The 19,954-nt window shown below is 65.4% G+C and carries 18 protein-coding genes and 1 pseudogene; 6 read left to right on the top strand and 13 right to left on the bottom strand.

The window, feature by feature from the left end; translation table 11 throughout:
- Positions 1-191: 191 nt before the first annotated feature.
- The 3 genes from IF690_RS07700 to IF690_RS07690 all read right to left on the bottom strand — a co-directional run bounded on the left by IF690_RS07700 (position 192) and on the right by IF690_RS07690 (position 2,270).
- Positions 192-809, bottom strand: a complete 618-nt coding sequence (locus tag IF690_RS07700) for a TPM domain-containing protein (RefSeq protein WP_202699611.1) — start codon at positions 807-809, stop codon at positions 192-194.
- A gap of 29 nt (positions 810-838) precedes the next feature.
- Positions 839-1,588 carry a TPM domain-containing protein gene (locus IF690_RS07695; protein WP_202699610.1) on the bottom strand — a complete coding sequence of 250 codons (750 nt, stop codon included), beginning with the start codon at positions 1,586-1,588 and terminating at the stop codon, positions 839-841.
- 73 nt (positions 1,589-1,661) lie between these two features.
- The gene (locus tag IF690_RS07690; RefSeq protein WP_202699609.1) at positions 1,662-2,270 is read right to left on the bottom strand and encodes a LemA family protein; all 609 of its coding nucleotides are present in this window, start codon (positions 2,268-2,270) and stop codon (positions 1,662-1,664) included.
- A gap of 253 nt (positions 2,271-2,523) precedes the next feature.
- On the opposite strand from IF690_RS07690, the gene bglX reads away from it, so the two are divergent.
- Positions 2,524-4,845, top strand: a complete 2,322-nt coding sequence (bglX, locus tag IF690_RS07685) for a beta-glucosidase BglX (protein ID WP_202699608.1) — start codon at positions 2,524-2,526, stop codon at positions 4,843-4,845.
- A 240-nt stretch (positions 4,846-5,085) separates the two neighbouring features.
- Here bglX and IF690_RS07680 read toward each other — a convergent pair whose 3' ends face one another.
- From IF690_RS07680 to IF690_RS07640, 9 genes are all read right to left on the bottom strand, one after another.
- Positions 5,086-6,243 carry a phospholipase D-like domain-containing protein gene (locus IF690_RS07680; RefSeq protein WP_202699607.1) on the bottom strand — a complete coding sequence of 386 codons (1,158 nt, stop codon included), beginning with the start codon at positions 6,241-6,243 and terminating at the stop codon, positions 5,086-5,088.
- A 1-nt stretch (position 6,244) separates the two neighbouring features.
- On the bottom strand, positions 6,245-6,835 hold the full coding sequence (locus IF690_RS07675) for a YceI family protein (RefSeq protein ID WP_202699606.1): 591 nt from the start codon (positions 6,833-6,835) through the stop codon (positions 6,245-6,247).
- 224 nt (positions 6,836-7,059) lie between these two features.
- Positions 7,060-7,830, bottom strand: a complete 771-nt coding sequence (locus IF690_RS07670; protein ID WP_202699605.1) for an IclR family transcriptional regulator — start codon at positions 7,828-7,830, stop codon at positions 7,060-7,062.
- Positions 7,831-7,916: 86 nt separating this feature from the next.
- The gene (locus IF690_RS07665; protein WP_202699604.1) at positions 7,917-9,374 is read right to left on the bottom strand and encodes an amidase; all 1,458 of its coding nucleotides are present in this window, start codon (positions 9,372-9,374) and stop codon (positions 7,917-7,919) included.
- Entirely contained in the window at positions 9,374-10,684 is a 1,311-nt protein-coding gene (locus tag IF690_RS07660) for a citrate-proton symporter (RefSeq protein WP_202699603.1), read from the bottom strand. The genes IF690_RS07665 and IF690_RS07660 overlap by 1 nt, the downstream gene beginning before the upstream one ends.
- 109 nt (positions 10,685-10,793) lie before the next feature.
- A complete protein-coding gene (locus IF690_RS07655; RefSeq protein WP_202699602.1) occupies positions 10,794-11,969 on the bottom strand; it encodes a M20 aminoacylase family protein in 1,176 nt (391 codons plus the stop codon).
- Positions 11,970-12,182: 213 nt separating this feature from the next.
- On the bottom strand, positions 12,183-12,512 hold the full coding sequence (locus tag IF690_RS07650) for an amidase (RefSeq protein WP_202699601.1): 330 nt from the start codon (positions 12,510-12,512) through the stop codon (positions 12,183-12,185).
- On the bottom strand, positions 12,509-13,606 hold the full coding sequence (locus IF690_RS07645) for a serine hydrolase domain-containing protein (RefSeq protein ID WP_202699600.1): 1,098 nt from the start codon (positions 13,604-13,606) through the stop codon (positions 12,509-12,511). Before IF690_RS07645 ends, IF690_RS07650 begins: the two co-directional genes overlap by 4 nt.
- Positions 13,607-13,897: 291 nt before the next feature.
- On the bottom strand, positions 13,898-14,773 hold the full coding sequence (locus IF690_RS07640) for an acyl-CoA dehydrogenase family protein (protein WP_202699599.1): 876 nt from the start codon (positions 14,771-14,773) through the stop codon (positions 13,898-13,900).
- A 140-nt stretch (positions 14,774-14,913) separates the two neighbouring features.
- Here IF690_RS07640 and olsB point away from each other — a divergent pair, with 140 nt between their 5' ends.
- Both olsB and IF690_RS07630 read left to right on the top strand, forming a co-directional pair.
- The gene (gene olsB / locus IF690_RS07635; RefSeq protein ID WP_202699598.1) at positions 14,914-15,669 is read left to right on the top strand and encodes an L-ornithine N(alpha)-acyltransferase; all 756 of its coding nucleotides are present in this window, start codon (positions 14,914-14,916) and stop codon (positions 15,667-15,669) included.
- Complete coding sequence (locus tag IF690_RS07630) at positions 15,669-16,463, top strand: lysophospholipid acyltransferase family protein (RefSeq protein WP_202699597.1); 795 nt, start codon at positions 15,669-15,671, stop codon at positions 16,461-16,463. Before olsB ends, IF690_RS07630 begins: the two co-directional genes overlap by 1 nt.
- An 82-nt stretch (positions 16,464-16,545) precedes the next feature.
- Here IF690_RS07630 and IF690_RS07625 read toward each other — a convergent pair whose 3' ends face one another.
- Positions 16,546-17,127: an acyl carrier protein phosphodiesterase gene (locus IF690_RS07625; protein ID WP_202699596.1), complete on the bottom strand. Its 582-nt coding sequence runs from the start codon at positions 17,125-17,127 to the stop codon at positions 16,546-16,548.
- Between the two features lie 153 nt (positions 17,128-17,280).
- On the opposite strand from IF690_RS07625, the gene IF690_RS07620 reads away from it, so the two are divergent.
- From IF690_RS07620 to IF690_RS07610, 3 genes and pseudogenes are all read left to right on the top strand, one after another.
- A complete protein-coding gene (locus IF690_RS07620) occupies positions 17,281-17,595 on the top strand; it encodes an ArsR/SmtB family transcription factor (RefSeq protein WP_009047418.1) in 315 nt (104 codons plus the stop codon).
- Between the two features lie 13 nt (positions 17,596-17,608).
- Positions 17,609-18,774, top strand: a pseudogene (locus IF690_RS07615) (MFS transporter).
- Between the two features lie 28 nt (positions 18,775-18,802).
- Entirely contained in the window at positions 18,803-19,852 is a 1,050-nt protein-coding gene (locus tag IF690_RS07610) for an alkene reductase (protein ID WP_009042512.1), read from the top strand.
- Positions 19,853-19,954: the final 102 nt, after the last annotated feature.

Below are 19,954 nucleotides of genomic sequence, written 5' to 3'. Positions count from 1 at the left end.
ATGGCCCGCCGGGGCACGGAGTTATTTACCCGGCGGCGCAGAATTCCCAGAAATTGGGCCTCCTGTAGCCGCTGCCGAAGGCTGCGCAAGGTCCGCAGGACCTCCAGCGATCTTGCGGACGCCACGGCCGTACTCCGAACGCGGCCCGGGCCGATCGCAGCCTGCGGCAGCGGCTACAGGAGCGGGGGAAATCAGGCCAGGACCACCAGGCGGTTGGGCAGTTCGTTGCGCACGTGGGTCACCGGCACATGCACCTTGAGCAGTTCGCCACAGGCCTCGATGCAGGTGATGAAGCCTTGCAGGGTCTGCCCCTGCTTCACCTGCTGGGTGAAGGCCTGGACAATGTTGTCCCAGGTCTTGTCGTCGAGGCGCTTGGAAATGCCCTCGTCCACCAGGATCTCCACATAGCGCTCGGCTTCGCAGACGAAGATCAGCATCCCGGTGCCGCCGACGGTGTGGTGCAGGTTCTGCTCGAGAAACTGGCGCCGGGCCAGGTTCGAGGCGCGCCAGTGGCGTACCGAGCGCGGGATCAGGCGGGTGGTGATGCGCGGGATGCGGAACACCAGGCAGAGCACGATAAAGCTCGCCCACTGCACCAGCAGCAACAGGTGCATGCTCATCCAGCCGGTGGCGTAATGCACCACGCCCGGCACGATCAGCGCCAGCAGGCTGGCCCAGAGCAACGGGATATAGGCATAGTCGTCGGCGCGGGCGGCCAGCACGGTGACCAGTTCGGCATCGGTCTGCTGTTCGACCCGGGCGATCGCCTCGGCGACCTGCCGTTGTTCGTACTCACTCAGTAGTGCCATCTCTTCCCATACTCATCGATTATTTTTAGTCACCAGCCGCCTGACGATCCGCCGCCGCCAAAGCTACCACCGCCACCGCTGAAGCCCCCACCGCCTCCGCCACCAAAGCCGCCCCCGCCAAAACCGCCGGAACCGCCACGCCCGCCGCCACCGCTGGGCAGGATGCCAAGCAACTGGCAGACGAAGATCGTCACGATAAACAGCAGCACCAGGAACACCAGGGCGCCGGGATGCCGATCGAAAAACTCAGCTCCGCGCTCGCCGCCACCGTCGTAGGCGGCGCTCGGCTCGTCCAGCGGATTGCCGCCCAGCACCAGCAACATGGCCGACACGCCGTCGCTGATGCCCTTGCTGAAATTGCCGGCCTTGAAGGCCGGGGTGATGACCTGATGGATGATCAGCGAACTTTGCGCGTCGGTCAGGCGGTCTTCCAGGCCGTAACCGACTTCGATGCGCAGCTTGCGATCATCGCGGGCGACGATCAACAAGGCGCCGTTGTTCTTGTCCTTCTGGCCGATGCCCCAGTAGCGCCCCAGCTGATAGCCGAAATCCTCGATGCTGGTGCCTTGCAGGTCCGGCAGGGTCACGACCACCACCTGCTCGCCAGTGGACTGTTCGTGGGAGGCCAGCTCCTGGGTCAGTTGCTGGCGCACCGCCGGCTCGATCATCTGGGCGTTGTCCACCACCCGCCCGCTCAGCGCCGGGAACTTCAGCTCGGCCTGGGCCGTTATCGCAAACACCCAGAGCAACAGCACCAGGCCAACTCTCAACACGCGCATTGGAACCTCATCCGTGGTAACGCCGGGTCGGATCCCGCGGCCGCTCGTGCGATCCGCGGGCAGCCGCGGCCGATCAGAACTTCACTTCTGGCGCTTTGTCGGCGTCGGGGCTGGTGGCCTCGAAGGTCTCGCGCACCGGCAGGTCGCTGTACATCACGGTGTGCCACAGGCGACCGGGGAAGGTACGGATCTCGGTGTTGTACTTCTGCACCGCGAGGATGAAATCGCGACGGGCCACGGCGATGCGGTTCTCGGTGCCTTCGAGCTGCGACTGCAGGGCCAGGAAGTTCTGGTTGGCCTTGAGGTCCGGATAACGCTCGGACACCACCATCAGGCGGCTCAAGGCGCCAGTCAGCTGGTCCTGGGCCTGCTGGTACTGCTTGAGTCTTTCCGGGTTGTCCAGGGTGCTGGCATCGACCTGGATCGAGGTGGCCTTGGCCCGCGCCTCGATCACCGCGGTCAGGGTCTCCTGTTCGTGCCTGGCGTAGCCCTTGACCGTTTCCACCAGGTTGGGGATCAGGTCGGCGCGACGCTGGTACTGGTTCTGTACCTGGCCCCAGGCCGCCTTGGCCTGTTCGTCGAGGGTCGGGATGTTGTTGATCCCGCAGCCGCTGAGCAAGCTGCTGAGCAGCAGCAATGCCATCACGGGCCAGCTTGAGCACAGGCTCTGTCGTACGTTCATGGTGGTGACGCTCCTTGCAACCTAGGGGATGGAACCGGTAACCCGTTGAATCGAGTGCATCGACATAATCTGCCGCCACCACTGGATTGCATCGGGCCAATCGGCTAAAAGATGCCCAGCGCGAAAAAGAGTTCAGAAGTGTGCTGCATTTATCCGAACAACAATAGTCGTTCCTTTATTAGCCGCTCTCCCAATTTTCGGCCGCTCGACGCGCACTGATCGCGTCTGTCTTAGGCCCTAGAGAACAATATTCATGAAGAAGCTGTGTTTGCTGGGCTTGCTGGTCAGCCTGGCCAGTCACCCTGCCCTGGCCGCCGCCACGCCGGTATCGGCCCAGGAAAAACCCTTTTCCGATGCGGTCCTGCAGAACAAGGACGCCTTCATCGACAACCTGCTCAAGCAGATGACCCTGGATGAAAAGATCGGCCAGTTGCGCCTGATCAGCATCGGTCCGGAAATGCCCCGCGAGATGATCCGCAAGGAAATCGCCGCCGGCCGCATCGGCGGCACCTTCAACTCCATCACCCGCCCGGAAAACCGGCCGATGCAGGACGCGGCCATGCGCAGCCGGCTGAAGATCCCGATGTTCTTCGCCTATGACGTGATCCACGGCCACCGCACGATTTTCCCGATCCCCCTGGCCCTGGCGTCGAGCTGGGACATGGACGCCATCGGCCGCTCCGGGCGCATCGCCGCCCAGGAAGCCAGCGCCGACAGCCTGGACATCACCTTCGCGCCGATGGTCGACATCTCCCGCGACCCGCGCTGGGGCCGCACCTCCGAAGGCTTCGGCGAAGACACCTACCTGGTCTCGCGCATCGCCCAGGTCATGGTCAAGGCCTACCAGGGCGACAGCCCGAAGAACGCCGACAGCATCATGGCCAGCGTCAAGCACTTCGCCCTGTACGGCGCGGTGGAAGGCGGTCGCGACTACAACATCGTCGACATGAGCCCGCTGAAGATGTACCAGGACTACCTGCCGCCCTACCGCGCCGCGATCGACGCCGGAGCCGGCGGGGTGATGGTGGCGTTGAACTCGATCAACGGCGTGCCGGCCACCTCCAACACCTGGCTGATGAACGACCTGCTGCGCAAGGAGTGGGGCTTCAAGGGCCTGGCGGTGAGCGACCACGGCGCCATCGTCGAGCTGATGCGCCACGGCGTCGCCAAGGACGGCCGCGAAGCCGCCAAGCTGGCGATCAAGGCCGGCATCGACATGAGCATGAACGACTCGCTGTACGCCAAGGAGCTGCCGGGGCTGATCAAGTCCGGCGACGTCAGCCAGCGCGACCTGGACAACGCGGTGCGCGAAGTGCTGGCCGCCAAGTACGACATGGGCCTGTTCGCCAACCCGTACCTGCGCATCGGCAAGGCCGAGCAAGACCCGGCCGACACCAACGCCGAAAGCCGCCTGCACCGTAGCGACGCCCGCGATGTGGCGCGCCGCAGCCTGGTGCTGCTGAAGAACGCCAATGATACCCTGCCGCTGAAAAAGGCCGGCAAGATCGCCCTGGTCGGCCCGCTGGCCAAGGCACCGATCGACATGATGGGCAGTTGGGCCGCCGCCGGCGTGCCGGCGCAATCGGTCACCCTGTTCGACGGCATGAGCCATGCCCTGGGCGACCAGGCGCAACTGATCTACGCCCGTGGCTCGAACATCACCGCCGACAAGGCCGTGGTCGACTACCTGAACTTCCTCAACTTCGATGCCCCGGAAGTGGTGGACGACCCGCGCCCGGCCCAGCAGTTGATCGACGAAGCGGTGCAGGCCGCGCAGCAGGCTGATGTGGTGGTGGCGGCGGTGGGCGAATCGCGGGGCATGTCCCACGAGTCCTCGAGCCGTACCGACCTGCACATCCCGGCCAGCCAGCGCGAGCTGATCAAGGCCCTCAAGGCCACCGGCAAGCCGCTGGTGCTGGTATTGATGAACGGCCGGCCGCTGGCGCTGCTCGACGAGAACGAACAGGCCGACGCGATCCTGGAAACCTGGTTCAGCGGCACCGAAGGCGGCAATGCCATCGCCGACGTGCTGTTCGGCGACTACAACCCGTCCGGCAAGCTGCCGATCACCTTCCCGCGTTCGGTGGGGCAGATCCCGACCTACTACAACCACCTGACCATCGGCCGGCCGTTCACCCCGGGCAAGCCGGGCAACTACACCTCGCAGTACTTCGACGACACCACAGGTCCCCTGTTTCCGTTCGGTTATGGCCTGAGCTACACCACCTTCAGCCTGTCGGACATGGCCCTGTCGTCTACCACCCTGAACAAGAGCGGCACGCTCGAGGCCAGCGTGACCCTGAAGAACACCGGCAAGCGCGACGGCGAAACCGTGGTGCAGCTGTATATCCAGGATGTCGCCGGGTCCATGATCCGCCCGATCAAGGAACTCAAGGGCTTCCAGAAAGTACAGCTCAAGGCCGGCGAACAGAAGGTGATCCGCTTCAGCATCAGCGAAGACGACCTGAAGTTCTACAACGCCCAGCTCAAGTACGCCGCGGAACCGGGCGAGTTCAAGGTCGAGATCGGTCTGGACTCCCGGGACGTCAAGCAACAGAGCTTCGAACTGTTGTAACCCTCCCCCTCGGCCTCGCTCCTATGTAGGAGCGAGGCTTGCCCGCGATAGCGATTTCCCTGACACACCGCGCTGCCCGCATCGCCAGCAAGCTTGGCTCCTACAGAAGCACAAGCCGCGCCAGGCCTCGCGATAGCGTTTTCCCTGACATGTCCCATCGCGAGCAAGCTCGCTCCTACAGAAAAGCGCCGCTGTTCATACCGATCGTGCAGGAGCGAGCTTGCTCGCGATAAGGCCCGTTCAGTCGCGGCGATTGAGCAGGTTCACCACCAACCGGTCCACCCAGCCCCAGATCCGCTGCTTGACCCGCCGCCACAGCGGGCGTTTTTTCCAGGCTTCGAGGCTGACTTCCTGGCTCTGGTCGAAGTCGGCGAGGAAGCTCGCAAGCACCGCATCGGTCAGTGGCAGGTCGAGGGCTTCAAGGTTGGCCTCGAGGTTGAAACGCAGGTTCCAGTGATCGAAATTGCACGAGCCGATGCTCACCCAATCGTCGATCAGCACCATCTTCAGGTGCAGGAAACGTGGCTGGTATTCGAAGATCTTCACCCCGGCCCGCAGCAGGCGCGGGTAATAACGATGCCCGGCATAACGCACCGACGGATGATCGGTGCGCGGCCCGGTCAGCAGCAGGCGCACGTCCACCCCACGTCCGGCCGCGCGGCGCAGGGAGCGGCGGACCTTCCAGGTCGGCAGGAAATACGGGGTCGCCAGCCAGATCCGCCGTTGCCCGCTGTTCAGCGCACGCACCAGCGATTGCAGAATGTCCCGATGTTGCCGGGCGTCGGCATAGGCCACCCGGCCCATGCCCTCGCCCTGGGCCGGCACGCGCGGCAGGCGGGGCAGACCGAAGTTCGATGCGGGCTTCCAGGCGGTGCGATAGCGGTTGGCGATCCACTGCCGGTCGAACAGCATCTGCCAGTCGAGCACCAGCGGGCCGCTGATCTCCACCATGACCTCATGCCAGTCGCAGCTGTCCTGCAATGGGTTCCAGAATTCATCGGTCACCCCGGTGCCGCCGACCACCGCCAGCTCCTGATCCACCAGCAACAACTTGCGGTGGTCGCGATACAGGTTTCGCACCCCGCGGCGCCAGCTCAGGCGATTGTAGAAACGCAGTTCGACCCCGGCGCCGGTCAGGCGCTGGCGCAGGCCCATGGTGAAAGCCAGGCTGCCGTAGTCATCGAACAGGCAACGCACCCGCACCCCGCGCTCGGCGGCCTGGGTCAGGGCCTGGACCATGGCCTCGGCGCAGGCGCCCGCCTCCACCAGGTACAGCTCCAGTTCCACCTGCTCGCGGGCCCGGGCAATCGCCACCAGCATCCGCGGGAAAAAACTCGGACCATCGATCAGCAGCTCGAAACGATTGCCTTCACGCCAGGGAAAGACCGCGCCCGCCATATCAACGCGCCGTGAAGATCAGCACCGCACCCACCGGCACCGACAGGCTGATCGCCGACAGGCCGGCCGCCTTGCGCAGGGTTTCGAGCCCTGGCACCAGGTCGAAATCGGCAGCATTGAGCACCAGCGGCTCCAGGGTCACCACCTGGAAGCGTCGGTCATCCAGGCGCGTGGCCAGCAGTTCGGCGGTGTATTCGTGTTGTTTGCCGTGCAGGGTGACATTGAGCGGCAGACGCAATTCGATCTGTGCGCCGGACGCCAAGTCGTTGATCGGCCGCAGATTGATCTGCGCATTGATCAGGGCATCCGGATGCCGGTCGATCTCGAACAGCTCCTTGCGCATGCGTTCGTCGCGCAGCGGAATCCCGCTGTTGATCGAGTCCAGCTCGACTTCCAGCTGTGCCATGCCCTTGGCGTCGACCTTGCCGTGCAGGACCAGGAAACGATGGACTTCGGAAACATTGGCATTTTTGGTGGTGACTAAAGACAGGCGCGAGGACTCGTTGTCCAGGTACCAGTTGGCCTGGGCCGGCCAGGCCGCGCAGGCCAGTAGCAAAGCGGCCAGGGCCTTGGGGAAAGAGGCGTTGAACATGGAAGACTCATGGGGTCGAGAAATCTGAGCCGAACCTTAACCGGCCCGCGTGCGCTTGCAAACAGCGACAGGGCCGTGAACGGCGAATACTCGGAGTGCATAAAGACGAAAAAGATCCCCGCCCCCCTGTCGCCGCTGCCGCAGGCCGCGATGGGCTTGCAGCGGCCCCGAGCAGGGTAGCCGGTGGTCCGGATACGCCGCCATGCCAAGCCGAGCGGCTGAGTCTAGATCAAGCTGCGCTCGACATCGTGGACAGTGGCCGCGAGGCTGGCCAGGTGCAAACTCAGCACCCGCTCCACCGGCGCCTGGTCCATCGGCCAGTGCAAGGCCATGCTGCCCACCAGCCGGCCCTGGTCGCGAATCGGCAGGGCCACGGCGCGGATCAGGAACGGCAACCGCACCGGGTACTCCCAATAACCCTCGGTGCGCTGGCCGAAACCCTGATGCTGGGATTGCTCGCAAGCGCGGTACTGGTCTTCCTGGGGCACCCGCTCACGGACGGCCAGGCGCTGGACCTGCTCGTGATCCAGCTCGGCCAGGCAGGCCTTGCCCATCGCCGAATGGAACAAGCTCGAATAGTGGCCGACGATCTGGCAGTTATGCGGATAACGCTTGCGCAGCACCGCCGGGATCGAACTCTCCATGACCTCCAGGCGCTCGCCGTCGAAACACGACAGGTCGACCACCAGCCCGGTGCGTTCGCTCAACGCCTGCAACCAGGGCGCGGCGCGCTCCACCAACTGCCGCTTGAAGCGTTGCTGCTGGTCGCCGAACAACCGCCTGGCGCACAGCCGATAGCGCCGGTCGCTCAGGCCGCGATAGATCCAGCCCTGCTCCTGCAACGTCAGGAGCATGCGCGACACCGTGGCCTTGGGCAGCGCCGTCAGGTAGTGCAGTTCCTCCAGGCCCAGGGCCTGGTGCTGGCCCAGCAGTTCGACGATCGCCAAGGCCCGTTCGACCGAACGCACACTGCCGGTTTCTACCTTGCTGGCCATATGCCGACCTCCCTGATAAGCGGATGGATGAGCGTTTTACGCAGCAAGATGCGGGCCCGATAAACCCGCACACCCCGGTTCGAGGGTTACAACGGATGACCAGGCGGCCGACGCTTGACCCACTGCGTCAATTGTTCATGGGCATGACCGAGCTGCAACACCGCCCGGTCGGCCTGGGCCGGGCCGATGATCTGCAGGCCCATGGGCAAGCCCGCCGGACTGAAGCCGACCGGCACGCTGAGGCTCGGCAGGCCGGCCAGGGTCGGGCCGATCACCACTTCCATCCAGCGATGGTAGGTGTCCATCTCCCGCCCTCCGACAAAGCGTGGCCAGGGCACCCCTGCATCGAAAGGGAACACCTGGGCACTGGGCAGCAGCAGGAAATCGTAACGTTCGAACAGGCGCTCCAGGGCCAGATACCAGTCGCTGCGAACCTGCGAGGCGCGGTAGACCTCCGCCGCGCTCAGGCCCAGCCCGCCCTCGACTTCCCACTGCGCCTCGGGCTTGAGCAGGTGGCGCTTCTGCGGATCGGCATACAGCGGCCCCAAGTTGCCCTGGACCAGCCAATGCCGGTGCACCAGCCAGCACTGCCACAGCGCCGCCATGGAAAACGCCGGCTGGCAGGCCTCGACCTCGCAACCCAGTTGGCGAAAGTCCCCCAGCGCCGCTTCGCACAGCGCCAGCACGCCGTCGTCCATGGCCAGGTAGCCGTCGAAGTCCCCCAGCCAGCCCAGGCGCACACCGCGAAAATCCCGTTGCAAGGGCTCGTTGAAGATCGCCGGATCGTCCTTCAGCGACAAGGGCACTCGCGGATCGTACCCGGCCTGGGTGCCCAGCAGGCGCGCGATATCGGCCACGCTGCGGCCCATCGGCCCCTCGGTGGCCAGTTGCTGGACGAACAGCTCCGGTGCCGGGCCATGGGGCACCCGGCCCTGGGACGGGCGCAGGCCAAAGACATTGTTGAAGGCCGCCGGGTTGCGCAACGAACCCATCATGTCGCTGCCATCGGCCACCGGCAGCATGCGCAGCGCCAGGGCCACCGCCGCCCCGCCACTGCTGCCGCCGGCATTCAGACTCGGGTCGTAGGCGTTGCCGGTGGTGCCGAACACCTTGTTGTAGGTCTGCGAGCCCAGGCCGAACTCCGGCACGTTGCTCTTGCCGACGATGATCGCCCCGCTGGCCCGGACCCGCGCCACACAGATGGCGTCGTGGACCGGTATCTGTTCGGCGAACAGCGGCGAGCCCAGGGTGGTGCGCAGTCCGGCGGTGGCCGCCAGGTCCTTGATCGCCTGGGGCATGCCGTGCATCCAGCCCATGGACTGGCCCCGGTCCAGCTGGCGGTCGCGCGCCTCGGCCTCGGCCAGCAACACCTGGCGTTCGCGCAGTGACACCAGGGCATTGACCCGCGGGTTGCAGCGCTCGATCCGGTCCAGGTAGGCCGACATCACTTCGCGACAGGAAAACCTGCGGGCGTGGATCGCCCGGGACAGTTCGACGGCGCCCAGCTCAACGATGGGGCCAAAGTCTTGTGCTGCGATATCCATCAAGGTTTCACCCCGAAATTCAGTGCGCTCGGTTTCTTCTCTCTGGGTGCCTCATGCAGGCAATAAGTGCCCAGCAGCGTCAGCACGCAGGCGAACAATACATAAAACGCCGGGGCCACCGGGGTGCCCAGCACCTTGCTGAGCCAGGTCACGATCAGCGGGGCAAAGCCGCCGAAGACCATGACCGCCACGTTGTAGGCCACCGACACCCCGGTGGAGCGCACCTGTACCGGGAACTGTTCGGCCAGCGCGGTCGGCGCCGGGCCGAAGAAGCCGCCGATGGCGCTGCACAGCAGCACCTGCATCACCAGCAGCCGCTCGATCGACGGCGCCGCGGCCACCCAGGCGTACAGCGGGTAGACCATGACAAAAAACGCCAGGGTAAAGGCCAGCAACACCGGGCGCCGCCCCAGCCGGTCCGACAGGGCGCCGGACAACGGAATCACCACCGTCATCAGCGCCACCGCGAACATCTGCACCAGCAACACCTGGTCCAGCGGCAAGCCGAGGTTCTTGTGGGCGAAGGTCGGCATGTTCACCAGCACCACGTAGAACGACACCGTCGCGCCACAGGCCAGGCCCATGGACACCAGGATGCTGCGCCGATGCTCGCGTATGATCTGCATCAAGCCCGGGCCGTTGCCGCGCACCTGCTTGCGGGCCTCGACGAAGGCTTCCGGCTCTTCCATGTACTTGCGGATCCACAGGCCCACCGGACCGATCAGCAGGCCGATCACGAACGGCAGGCGCCAGCCCCACAGATCGAGGTTCTCGGGCGAGAACAAATGGGTGACCAACGCCACCATCGCCGCCCCGGAGAACACCGCCAGGCATTGCCCGACCAGTTGCCAGGAGCCATACAGGCCCTTGCGATGGGCCGGCGCGCTTTCCACCAGGAAGGCCGTGGCGCTGGCGTATTCGCCGCCGGTGGCGAAGCCCTGCAGCATGCGCGCGACCACGATCATCAGCGGCGCGCCCATGCCAATGGCCGCGTAGTTGGGAGCAAAGGCGATCAGGGCGATGGAGACCGTCATCAGGCGAATGATCAGCTGCATGGCGGCCTTGCGACCTTTGCGATCCGAGTACATGCCCAGCAGGATGCCACCCACCGGGCGCATGAAAAAACCCACGCCAAAGGTGGCCAGGGCCATCAGCAGCGAGGCGTAGTCGTCGTCGGAGGGAAAAAACTGCCGGGCGATGATGCTCGCCAAAAAGCCGTAGACGATGAAGTCGTACCACTCCAAGGCGTTGCCGATCACGGCGGCGACCACTTGCCGGGTACGCGAAACACTGGATCTCGAGGCATGCATGAGCGCTGTCCTTCTATTCTTGTCGGGCCTCTCGGGTAACGAGTCGGGCCCTTATCGGGAAGTGCCGGGCGCCACGGCGCCCGATTCAGCGGCAGAAGAAAGGGGAAACTCAGGCCGGCTCGAGCCAGCTCTCGGCCAGCGCGGCCCAATAGGCGGCGCCGGTCAGCAGGATGTCGTCGTTGAAGTCGTAGCCGGGGTTGTGGACCATCGGCCGGGACAGGCCGTTGCCGATGAACAGGTAGCTGCCGGGGCAGCGTTGCAGCATCCAGGCGAAGTCTTCGCTGCCCATCAGCTTGCGCGTGTTGCCGTCGACCGCCTGCTCGCCCAGCAGCGCCACACCCACCTGGCGGGCGAATTCGGTCTGCTCCGGGCTGTTGACCAGTACCGGATAGGCCGGGCGGTGTTCGATGCTGGCCGAGCAGCCGAAGCTCTGGGCCTGGGTGTGGATGATCGCCTTGACCCGTTCGAGCATCTGCTCGCGCACCGGCGCGTTCAGCGCCCGCAGGCTCAGGCGCAGCAGCGCCTGTTGCGGAATGACGTTGGCCGCCTCGCCGGCCTGCAGCGCACCGACCGTCACCACCGCCGCCTCCTGGGCATCGATGTTGCGCGCCACCACGGTTTGCAAGGCCATCACCACACTGGCCGCGGCCACCAGCGGATCGACCGTCAGGTGCGGCATCGAACCGTGCCCGCCCACGCCTTCGAGGGTCACGGTGAGCAGGTCCTGGGAGGCCATCATCGGCCCTTGGCGAAAGCCCAGGTGGCCGGCCGGCAGCCCCGGCATGTTGTGCATGCCGAACAGCGCATCGCAGGGGAAACGCTCCAGCAGGCCGTCCGCGAGCATTGCTTCGGCGCCGCCCTGGCCTTCTTCGGCCGGCTGGAAAATCAGGGTCAGGGTGCCGTCGAACCGGCGCGTGGCCGCCAGGTAGCGCGCCGCGCCGAGGAGCATGGCGGTGTGGCCGTCGTGCCCGCAGGCGTGCATGCACCCGCTGTGGCGACTGCTGTAGGCCACGCCGCTGTTCTCGATGATCGGCAAGGCGTCCATGTCGGCGCGCAACCCCAGCCGGCGCGGGCTGCTACCGTTGCGCAGCACACCGACCACCCCGGTCTTGCCGATCCCGCTATGCACCTGGTAGCCCCACTCCTGCAGGGAGCGGGCGACCAGCGCCGAGGTGCGGTTCTCCTCGAAGCCGAGTTCGGGGTGGGCGTGGATGTCCTGGCGCACGGCGCGCAGGTCGCTGGCAACGTCGTCGAGCCAGGCAAAGATATGCGGGAAACGGGTCATGACGTATCTCCTTGGCCGGGTGTAATCCCGTTCTTTTTTTCGGAGCGTCTCACGGTGCAGCAAGGCGTGATCGCGGCGTGCCCTCAGATAACCGCGAGCCATCGCCTGCGACAATCAAATGTGGTTCCACAGGGTGGAACCTTGTGCGGGGAGCCAATAAGCATGGGGGCTGGCAGGCCCGGGAAAGGATTACCGATCGTTGCGCGGCGCCGTTCAGGGCTCCAGTCGACAGCCCTGGCGTTCGCTCAGCCAGACAGCACTGTGGCTGCGCCCCAGGCCGCTGGCGCTCACCCGCTTGTGCCCGGCATCGTCCTGCAGGCTTTTGAGCGGCAGGTACTGCTGCACATAACCTTCGCAGTACTCGGCGTCGTTATGCATCACGTAGCGGCAGGAACAGTACTCCTTGGCGCTGTAGGCACTGAGGATGTCCGGGAAGGCCCGCAGGGCGATCCGCTCGTGCCAGCCCCAGCCAAGCAAGGCCAGCAGCGCCAGCAACAGCAGGCTGGCGAAGGGATGGCGCACGACCCACGGACGCCGGCTCATGGCTGCACCTGCCGGGCGAAGGCCGCCTGGGCCAGTTTGAGCAGCTCGTTGTGGCTATAGCGGCCGTCGCGGTCGTCGGCATAACGCACGATCACCAGCCCGGCGCTGGGGATCACGTACAACGCCTGCCCCCAATGGCCCAGCGCCGCGAAGGTATCGGCCGGTGCGTCCGGCCAGGGCGATGGGGCGCCGCCGACGGCGCGATTGAGCCACCAGTGGCCACCGGGCACCTGCTCGTCCTGGTTCGCCTGATAACCGGCGAACGGCGTGCGACTGAATTCGACCCAGTCCCTGGGCAACAACTGGCGCTCGCCCCAGCGTCCGTCGCGCAGCATCAACAGGCCGACCCGCGCCAGGTCCCGCGCGGTGAGGTAGGCATAGGACGAACCGACGAAGGTGCCGCTGGCGTCGCTTTCCCACACGGCGTAGGTAATGCCCAGGGGCTCGAACAGCGCCTGCCAGGGATAGTCGGCATAACGCTGGGCTCCCAGCATGCCTTTCAGGGCCGCCGACAGCAGGTTGCTGTCGCCGCTGGAGTAACGAAACACCTGCCCTGGCGCGCTGAAGGCCGGATGCTCGGCGGTAAAGGTCGCCATATCGCCGTGGCCACGGGTGTAGAGCATGGCCACCACCGAGGACTTCAGTGGCGCGTACTCATAATCCTCCTGCCAGTCCAGGCCCGAGGCCCAGTGCAGCAGGTCGGCCAGGCTGATGTCCGGGTGCTGGCGCAACGCCGGAAGAAAACTGGCGGCCTTGTCCTGCAGCTGGAAACGCCCTTCGCCATAGGCCACCCCCAACACCGCGGCCAACAGGCTTTTGCTGATGGACCAGGTCAGGTGCGGGGTGTCGGCGTTGGTCGGGCCGGCATAACGCTCATAGATCAACTGGCCATCACGGATCACCAGCAAGGCATCGCTGCGGATCCCCAGCCGGGTCGCCTCGTTGCGGGGCGCGAAGGCGTAGGCCTCCAGTGCCTCGAGGGCCGGGCCGCGGGCCGCGGGGCCCTCGCTCCATTGCGCCCCGGGCCAGTTCTCGGCCCAGGCCGGTGGGAGCATGAATAGCAGCGTGAGCAGCAGGGTCGAGCCTTTGAGCATGGCGGGAACTCGGACAAGGGAACCCGCTGAGGGTAGACCAGGGAGATGACAGTTTTTTGCCCGGAGGCGGGCCTTGGCCTCTATCGCGAGCAAGCTTCACTCCTACATCGCAAGGCTGACGCTGATGAATCAGTTCCACGTCTGCCCCTGCCCCTGCCCCCGTGTAGGAGCGAGCTTGCTCGCGATGAGCCCGAGAACGCCGCATTCATCCGGTGGATCCGCTTTATCGTTGACGACCATCGCGAGCAAGCTCGCTCCTACAGAAAAGCACTGCCGCGGGCCATCCTTCCTTTATATAGCCAGCGCCTTGGCCAGGCGTTTGCTCCGCGCCCCCGCCGCCAGGTCCAGCACTGCCCGATCGCGCTTCCACAATTCGGCCCACTCCGGCGGGCCATCGGCAAAGGCTTGCTCAAGGGCCGGCTTGAGCCCGTCGAACTGGGCGAACAGCCCGCCCAGCAATACATGCCCACTGCCCAGCGACGGGTTCTGCCGGCTGACTTCCGCGCAACCGGCGAGCAAGGCCAGCAATTGCAGGAGCAGGGTCTGCGGCCAGCCGTTGTCCTGGCCGACGCCATACAGCCAGGCCGTCATGGCGCTGAGTACATAAATGTCCTCCAGGGTGCGGAAGGGTTTGACGTAGGCATCCCAGCCGTCGCCCGCCAGCAGTTCGCACAGGGCGTTATCCAGTTGCAGGCGGCCATGGCTGATGTCCGGCATCAACGGGATCGCCGGCAGCTTGTCGACCTTGACCCCGGGCTCGCCGGCGTAGACCACCGCCAGGCTCAGGCGCGGCGACTCGCCTGGCGCCTCGCAGCGGGCGGCGATCAGCAGCCAGTCGGCGGCATCGCCGGCGGTGACGAAGTCTTTGTGCCCGCTCAGGTGCAGGTCCTTCAGGCGAGTACGCATATCGGCCGGGCGCAGGCTGCGCTGCTCGGTGGCGCACAGGGCACCCAGGCGCAGTGGTGCGCTGGGCCAGAGCATGCGCAAGGCCGCCTGGTAGCCCACCAGGAAGGCCAGCCCCGGGGTGGCCATCAGCCGTCCGCCGCGCACCGCCAGCTCGAAGGGCGTCACCGGTCCCAGCTCTTCTAACAACGCGGCATAACCCTCGGCCAGGTCCGGATGGGCGGGCAGTCGGCGACGGCTGTGCAGCAGGGCTTGCCAGGGCATAAGCGGGTCCTCAGGGGCTGTCATATAAGCATCACCAAAGCTTCATGGCGATGACACCGGGGCTACATAGCCTGACTTTGCACAACAAAGTCGATCGGCTGCAACCCAAGGCGGGTCAGTGGCCCGCACGGAGATTCACAATGACTCAGATCGCCCGCATCAGCGAAACCGGCAATGAACGCCGCCTGCAAGCCGAGCGCCTGGTTGGCGCCGCGGCCCTGCAAGAAGCCCAGGCCCTGCGCTTCAACGTCTTCAGCGGCGAGTTCAACGCCAAACTGAAAGGCGCTGAGCTGGGTCTGGACATGGATGACTATGATGTCCACTGCAGCCACATCGGCGTGCGTGACTTGAACAGCGGCCGCCTGGTCGCCACCACCCGCCTGCTCGACCACCAGGCCGCCAGCAGCCTGGGGCGTTTCTACAGCGAAGAAGAATTCAGCCTGCACGGCCTGGTCCAGCTCAAGGGCCCGATCCTGGAAATCGGCCGCACCTGCGTCGACCCGGCCTACCGCAACGGCGGCACCATCGCCGTACTCTGGGGCGAGTTGGCCGAAGTGCTCAACCAGGGCGGCTACAGCTACCTGATGGGCTGCGCCAGCATCCCGATGCAGGACGGCGGGGTGCAGGCCCACGCGATCATGCAGCGCCTGCGCGAACGCTACCTGTGCACCGAGCACCTGCGCGCCGAACCGAAGAACCCGCTGCCGAACCTCGACCTTCCGTCCAACGTCATTGCCGAGATGCCGCCGCTGCTCAAGGCCTACATGCGCCTGGGCGCGAAGATCTGTGGCGAGCCGTGCTGGGACCAGGACTTCCAGGTGGCCGACGTGTTCATCCTGCTCAAGCGCGACGAGCTGTGCCCGCGCTACGCCCGTCACTTCAAGGCGGCCGTGTGATGCGCCGGCTAAGGGTCTACGGGCGCATCGCCCGCGTACTGCTGGTGGTGGCGCTGGGCCTGGGCATGGCCTGCGTGTTCGGCGTGTTCGAGCGCCTGGGCATCGCCAACTCCATGGTCCGGCGCCAGCGCTGGTCGCGCTTTTTCATGGCGCGCCTGAGCAATGCCCTGCCCTTCGGCGTGACGGTGCACGGCGAGTTGCCCAAGCAGCCGATGCTGTGGGTCAGCAATCACGTGTCCTGGACCGACATCCCGTTGCTCGGCGCGCTGACGCCGCTGTCGTTCCTGTCCAAGGCCGAAGTGCGCACCTGGCCGGTCGCCGGCTGGCTGGCCGCCAAGGCTGGCAGCCTGTTTATCCGTCGCGGTTCGGGCGACAGCCAGTTGATCCGCAAACAGATGACCCGCCATCTGCAGCAGACCCACCCGCTGCTGATGTTCCCCGAAGGCACCACCACCGACGGTCGCAGCCTGCGCACCTTCCACGGGCGCCTGCTGGCCAGCGCCATCGAGGCCGACGTGGCGTTGCAGCCGGTGGCCATTCGTTACCTGCGCGATGGCGATATCGATCCGCTGGCGCCGTTCATCGGCGACGATGATTTACTGTCGCACCTGATGCGCCTGTTCGCCAACGACCAGGGTCGGGTGGAAATCCATCTGCTCAAGCCGATTGCCTGCCAGGGCCAGGAACGCGCCGCGTTGGCGTTCCAGGCGCAGCAGGCGGTGCAGAAGGTCCTGTTTGGCGATATCGCCCAGCCAGCCGAACCACGGCGTGCCGACAACCTGATCGCCGCCTGAACCCTGTGGGAGCAAGCTTGTTCGCGAAAAGAACCTGAGTCTTGAGCCGTACTCAAGGATCTCATCGCGAGCAAGCTGGCTCCTACACGGGATGGATATGTTGCGCGGCGAATGCCTGCAACTGCGGGTAGAACGCCTGGAAGTCCTCGCTCAACGGCTGATACAACCGTTCCAGCTCGCCCATCGCCGCCGCCAGCTCTTCCGGGCGCGACAGGCGCCGGGCAATCCCCCGCAACACCTGCTCCAGCACCTCGAACTCGCGGTAGGAACCCAGCCAGTCATGGGCGGCCATGTGCGGCGCGATCTGCGCCAGGCGCCCGGGCAACCGGGGTTCGGCCGCCAGTACCCGATACACGTCCGAAGTGAACAATTCCAACGGCCGGTCGGCATAGAGCGCCCAGTCCCGGGCCAGGCAGTGGTCGAAAAACACGTCCAGCACAATGCCGGCGTAACGCCGGCGGGTCAGGGAAAAACGCGACAGCGACTCGCCCACCAGCGGATGGCGGTCGGTAAAGAGGTCGATGCTGCGATGCAGCTGGATAGCCGCCTCGATCTCCGGGTCGAACTGGCCCTGCAGGCGCCCTTTGACGAAGTCGCCATACAGACTGCCGAGTAATTGACCGGGGCGCTGGCCGCCGAGATGCAGATGTGCGAGATAATTCATTCGCGCAGCTTAGCATCGCGCCCCACATATCGTTATAACCCGATATACCGATTAACGCTGATCTCAGATCAAAATCATATTGGTATATCGCGAAATAGCGATTTAAAGTTCGCCTCATCGCGATATAACGTTTTACGGAAAACGAGCACCGCCATGTCCATCGACCTCGACGAAATAATAAAAGCCCTGGCACACCCAGTACGACGAGACATCCTTATCTGGCTCAAGGACCCGAAGGTCCAGTTCCCCGATCAGACCCACAACCACGAGTACGGCATCTGCGCCGGACAGATCGACCAACGCTGCGGCCTGTCGCAGTCGACCGTCTCCGCGCACCTGGCGACCTTGCAGCGGGCGGGCCTGATCAGCAGCCAGAAAGCCGGCCAATGGCACTTTTTCAAACGCAACGAGGATGTGATCCAAGCCTTCCTCGAAGCGCTCACCCAAGAACTCAGCAGCAGACGCTGACAAGGACCCGACAATGCCCCTCTCGCTCCTCATCCTGGCCTTGAGCGCCTTCGCCATCGGCACCACCGAGTTCGTCATCATGGGCCTGCTGCCCGATGTGGCGAACGACCTGGGTGTGTCGATCCCCGGCGCCGGCTGGCTGGTGACCGGCTACGCCCTGGGCGTGGCCATCGGCGCCCCCTTCATGGCCCTGGCCACCGCCAGGCTGCCGCGCAAGGCCGCCCTGGTAGCGTTGATGGGGATCTTCATCGTCGGCAACCTGCTGTGTGCACTGGCCAGTGACTACGACGTGCTGATGTTCGCCCGTGTGGTCACCGCCCTGTGCCATGGCGCCTTCTTTGGTATCGGTTCGGTGGTCGCGGCAGGCCTGGTGCCCGCCAACAAGCGAGCCTCCGCCGTGGCCCTGATGTTCACCGGCCTGACCCTGGCCAACGTGCTCGGGGTCCCGCTGGGCACCGCCCTGGGCCAGCAGGCCGGCTGGCGTTCGACCTTCTGGGCGGTGACCGTGATCGGCGTGATTGCCCTGATCGGCCTGATCCGCTTCCTGCCGGCCAAGCGCGACGAAGAGAAGCTCGACATGCGTTCGGAACTGGTCGCCCTCAAGGGCGCCGGGATCTGGCTGTCGCTGAGCATGACCGCGCTGTTCTCCGCCTCGGTGTTCACCCTGTTCACCTATGTCGCCCCGCTGCTGGGCGAGGTGACCGGCGTCTCGCCCCAGGGCGTGACCTGGACCCTGGTGCTGATCGGCCTGGGCCTGACCCTGGGCAACATCATCGGCGGCAAGATGGCCGACAAAAGCCTGTCGGGCACCCTGGTCGGCGTGCTGATCGCCATGGCCGTGACCAGCTCCGTGCTGACCTGGACCAGCGTTGCGCTGATCCCCACCGAAATCACTCTGTTCCTCTGGGCCACCGCCTGCTTCGCCGCGGTGCCAGCCCTGCAGGTCAACGTGGTGACCTTCGGCAAGGCCGCGCCGAACCTGGTGTCCACGCTGAACATCGGCGCCTTCAACATCGGCAACGCCCTGGGCGCCTGGGTCGGCGGCAGCGTCATCGCCCACGGCTACGGCCTGGTCAACGTGCCGCTGGCCGCCGCCGCGCTGGCATCCTGGCCCTGCTGGTGACGCTGATTACCTTTCGCCAGGGCGGCAACGCCGATCTGGCTCCTGCGACCAACTGATACGTTCATCTAAAGAAGGGTGTATTTCATGACGACTATTTTCGACCCGATCAAACTCGGCGACCTCGAGCTGGCCAACCGCATCATCATGGCGCCGCTGACCCGCTGCCGCGCCGACGAAGGCCGCGTGCCGAATGCGCTGATGGCCGAGTACTACGTGCAACGCGCCTCCGCCGGCCTGATCCTCAGCGAGGCCACTTCGGTGACCCCGATGGGTGTCGGCTACCCGGACACCCCGGGCATCTGGTCCAACGACCAGGTGCGCGGCTGGAGCAACGTGACCAAGGCCGTTCACGGCGCGGGCGGCAAGATCTTCCTGCAGCTGTGGCACGTGGGCCGGGTTTCCCACCCGAGCTACCTGAACGGCGAAGCGCCAGTCGCGCCCAGCGCCATCCAGCCCAAGGGCCACGTCAGCCTGGTGCGCCCGCTGGCCGACTACCCGACCCCGCGCGCCCTGGAAACCGCTGAAATCGCCGATATCGTCGATGCCTACCGGGTCGGCGCCGAGAATGCCAAGGCCGCCGGTTTCGACGGCGTGGAAATCCACGGCGCCAACGGCTACCTGCTGGACCAGTTCCTGCAAAGCTCCACCAACCAGCGCACCGACCAGTACGGCGGTTCCCTGGAAAACCGTGCTCGCCTGCTGCTGGAAGTGACCGACGCCGCCATCGAAGTCTGGGGCGCCGGCCGTGTCGGCGTACACTTGGCGCCACGGGCCGACTCCCATGACATGGGCGACGACAACCTGGCCGAAACCTTTACTTATGTCGCTCGCGAGCTGGGCAAACGCGGTATCGCCTTTATCTGCTCCCGCGAGAAAGAAGGCGCCGACAGCCTCGGCCCACAACTGAAAGAAGCCTTTGGCGGCCCCTACATCGCCAACGAACGTTTCACCAAGGACAGCGCCAACGCCTGGCTGGCCAGCGGCAAGGCCGACGCCGTGGCCTTCGGTGTGCCCTTCATCGCCAACCCGGACCTGCCGGCCCGCCTGAAGGCCGATGCCCCGCTGAACGACGCGCGTCCCGAGCTGTTCTATGCCAAGGGCCCGGTCGGCTATATCGACTATCCGACGCTGTAAGGCGCTTCAATAAAAAAGCCCCGGACTCGCAAGAGCCGGGGCTTTTTCCTGCGCGTTCACCTGTAGGAGCGAAACTTGCTCGCGATAAACCCAAGGGCAGCG

The organism is Pseudomonas sp. SK3(2021) (genome assembly GCF_016772375.1).
Taxonomy (GTDB): Bacteria; Pseudomonadota; Gammaproteobacteria; order Pseudomonadales; family Pseudomonadaceae; genus Aquipseudomonas; species Aquipseudomonas chlororaphis_I.
Note: the sequence above shows the minus strand (reverse complement) of the source record. Positions and strands in the feature narration are given on the sequence as shown.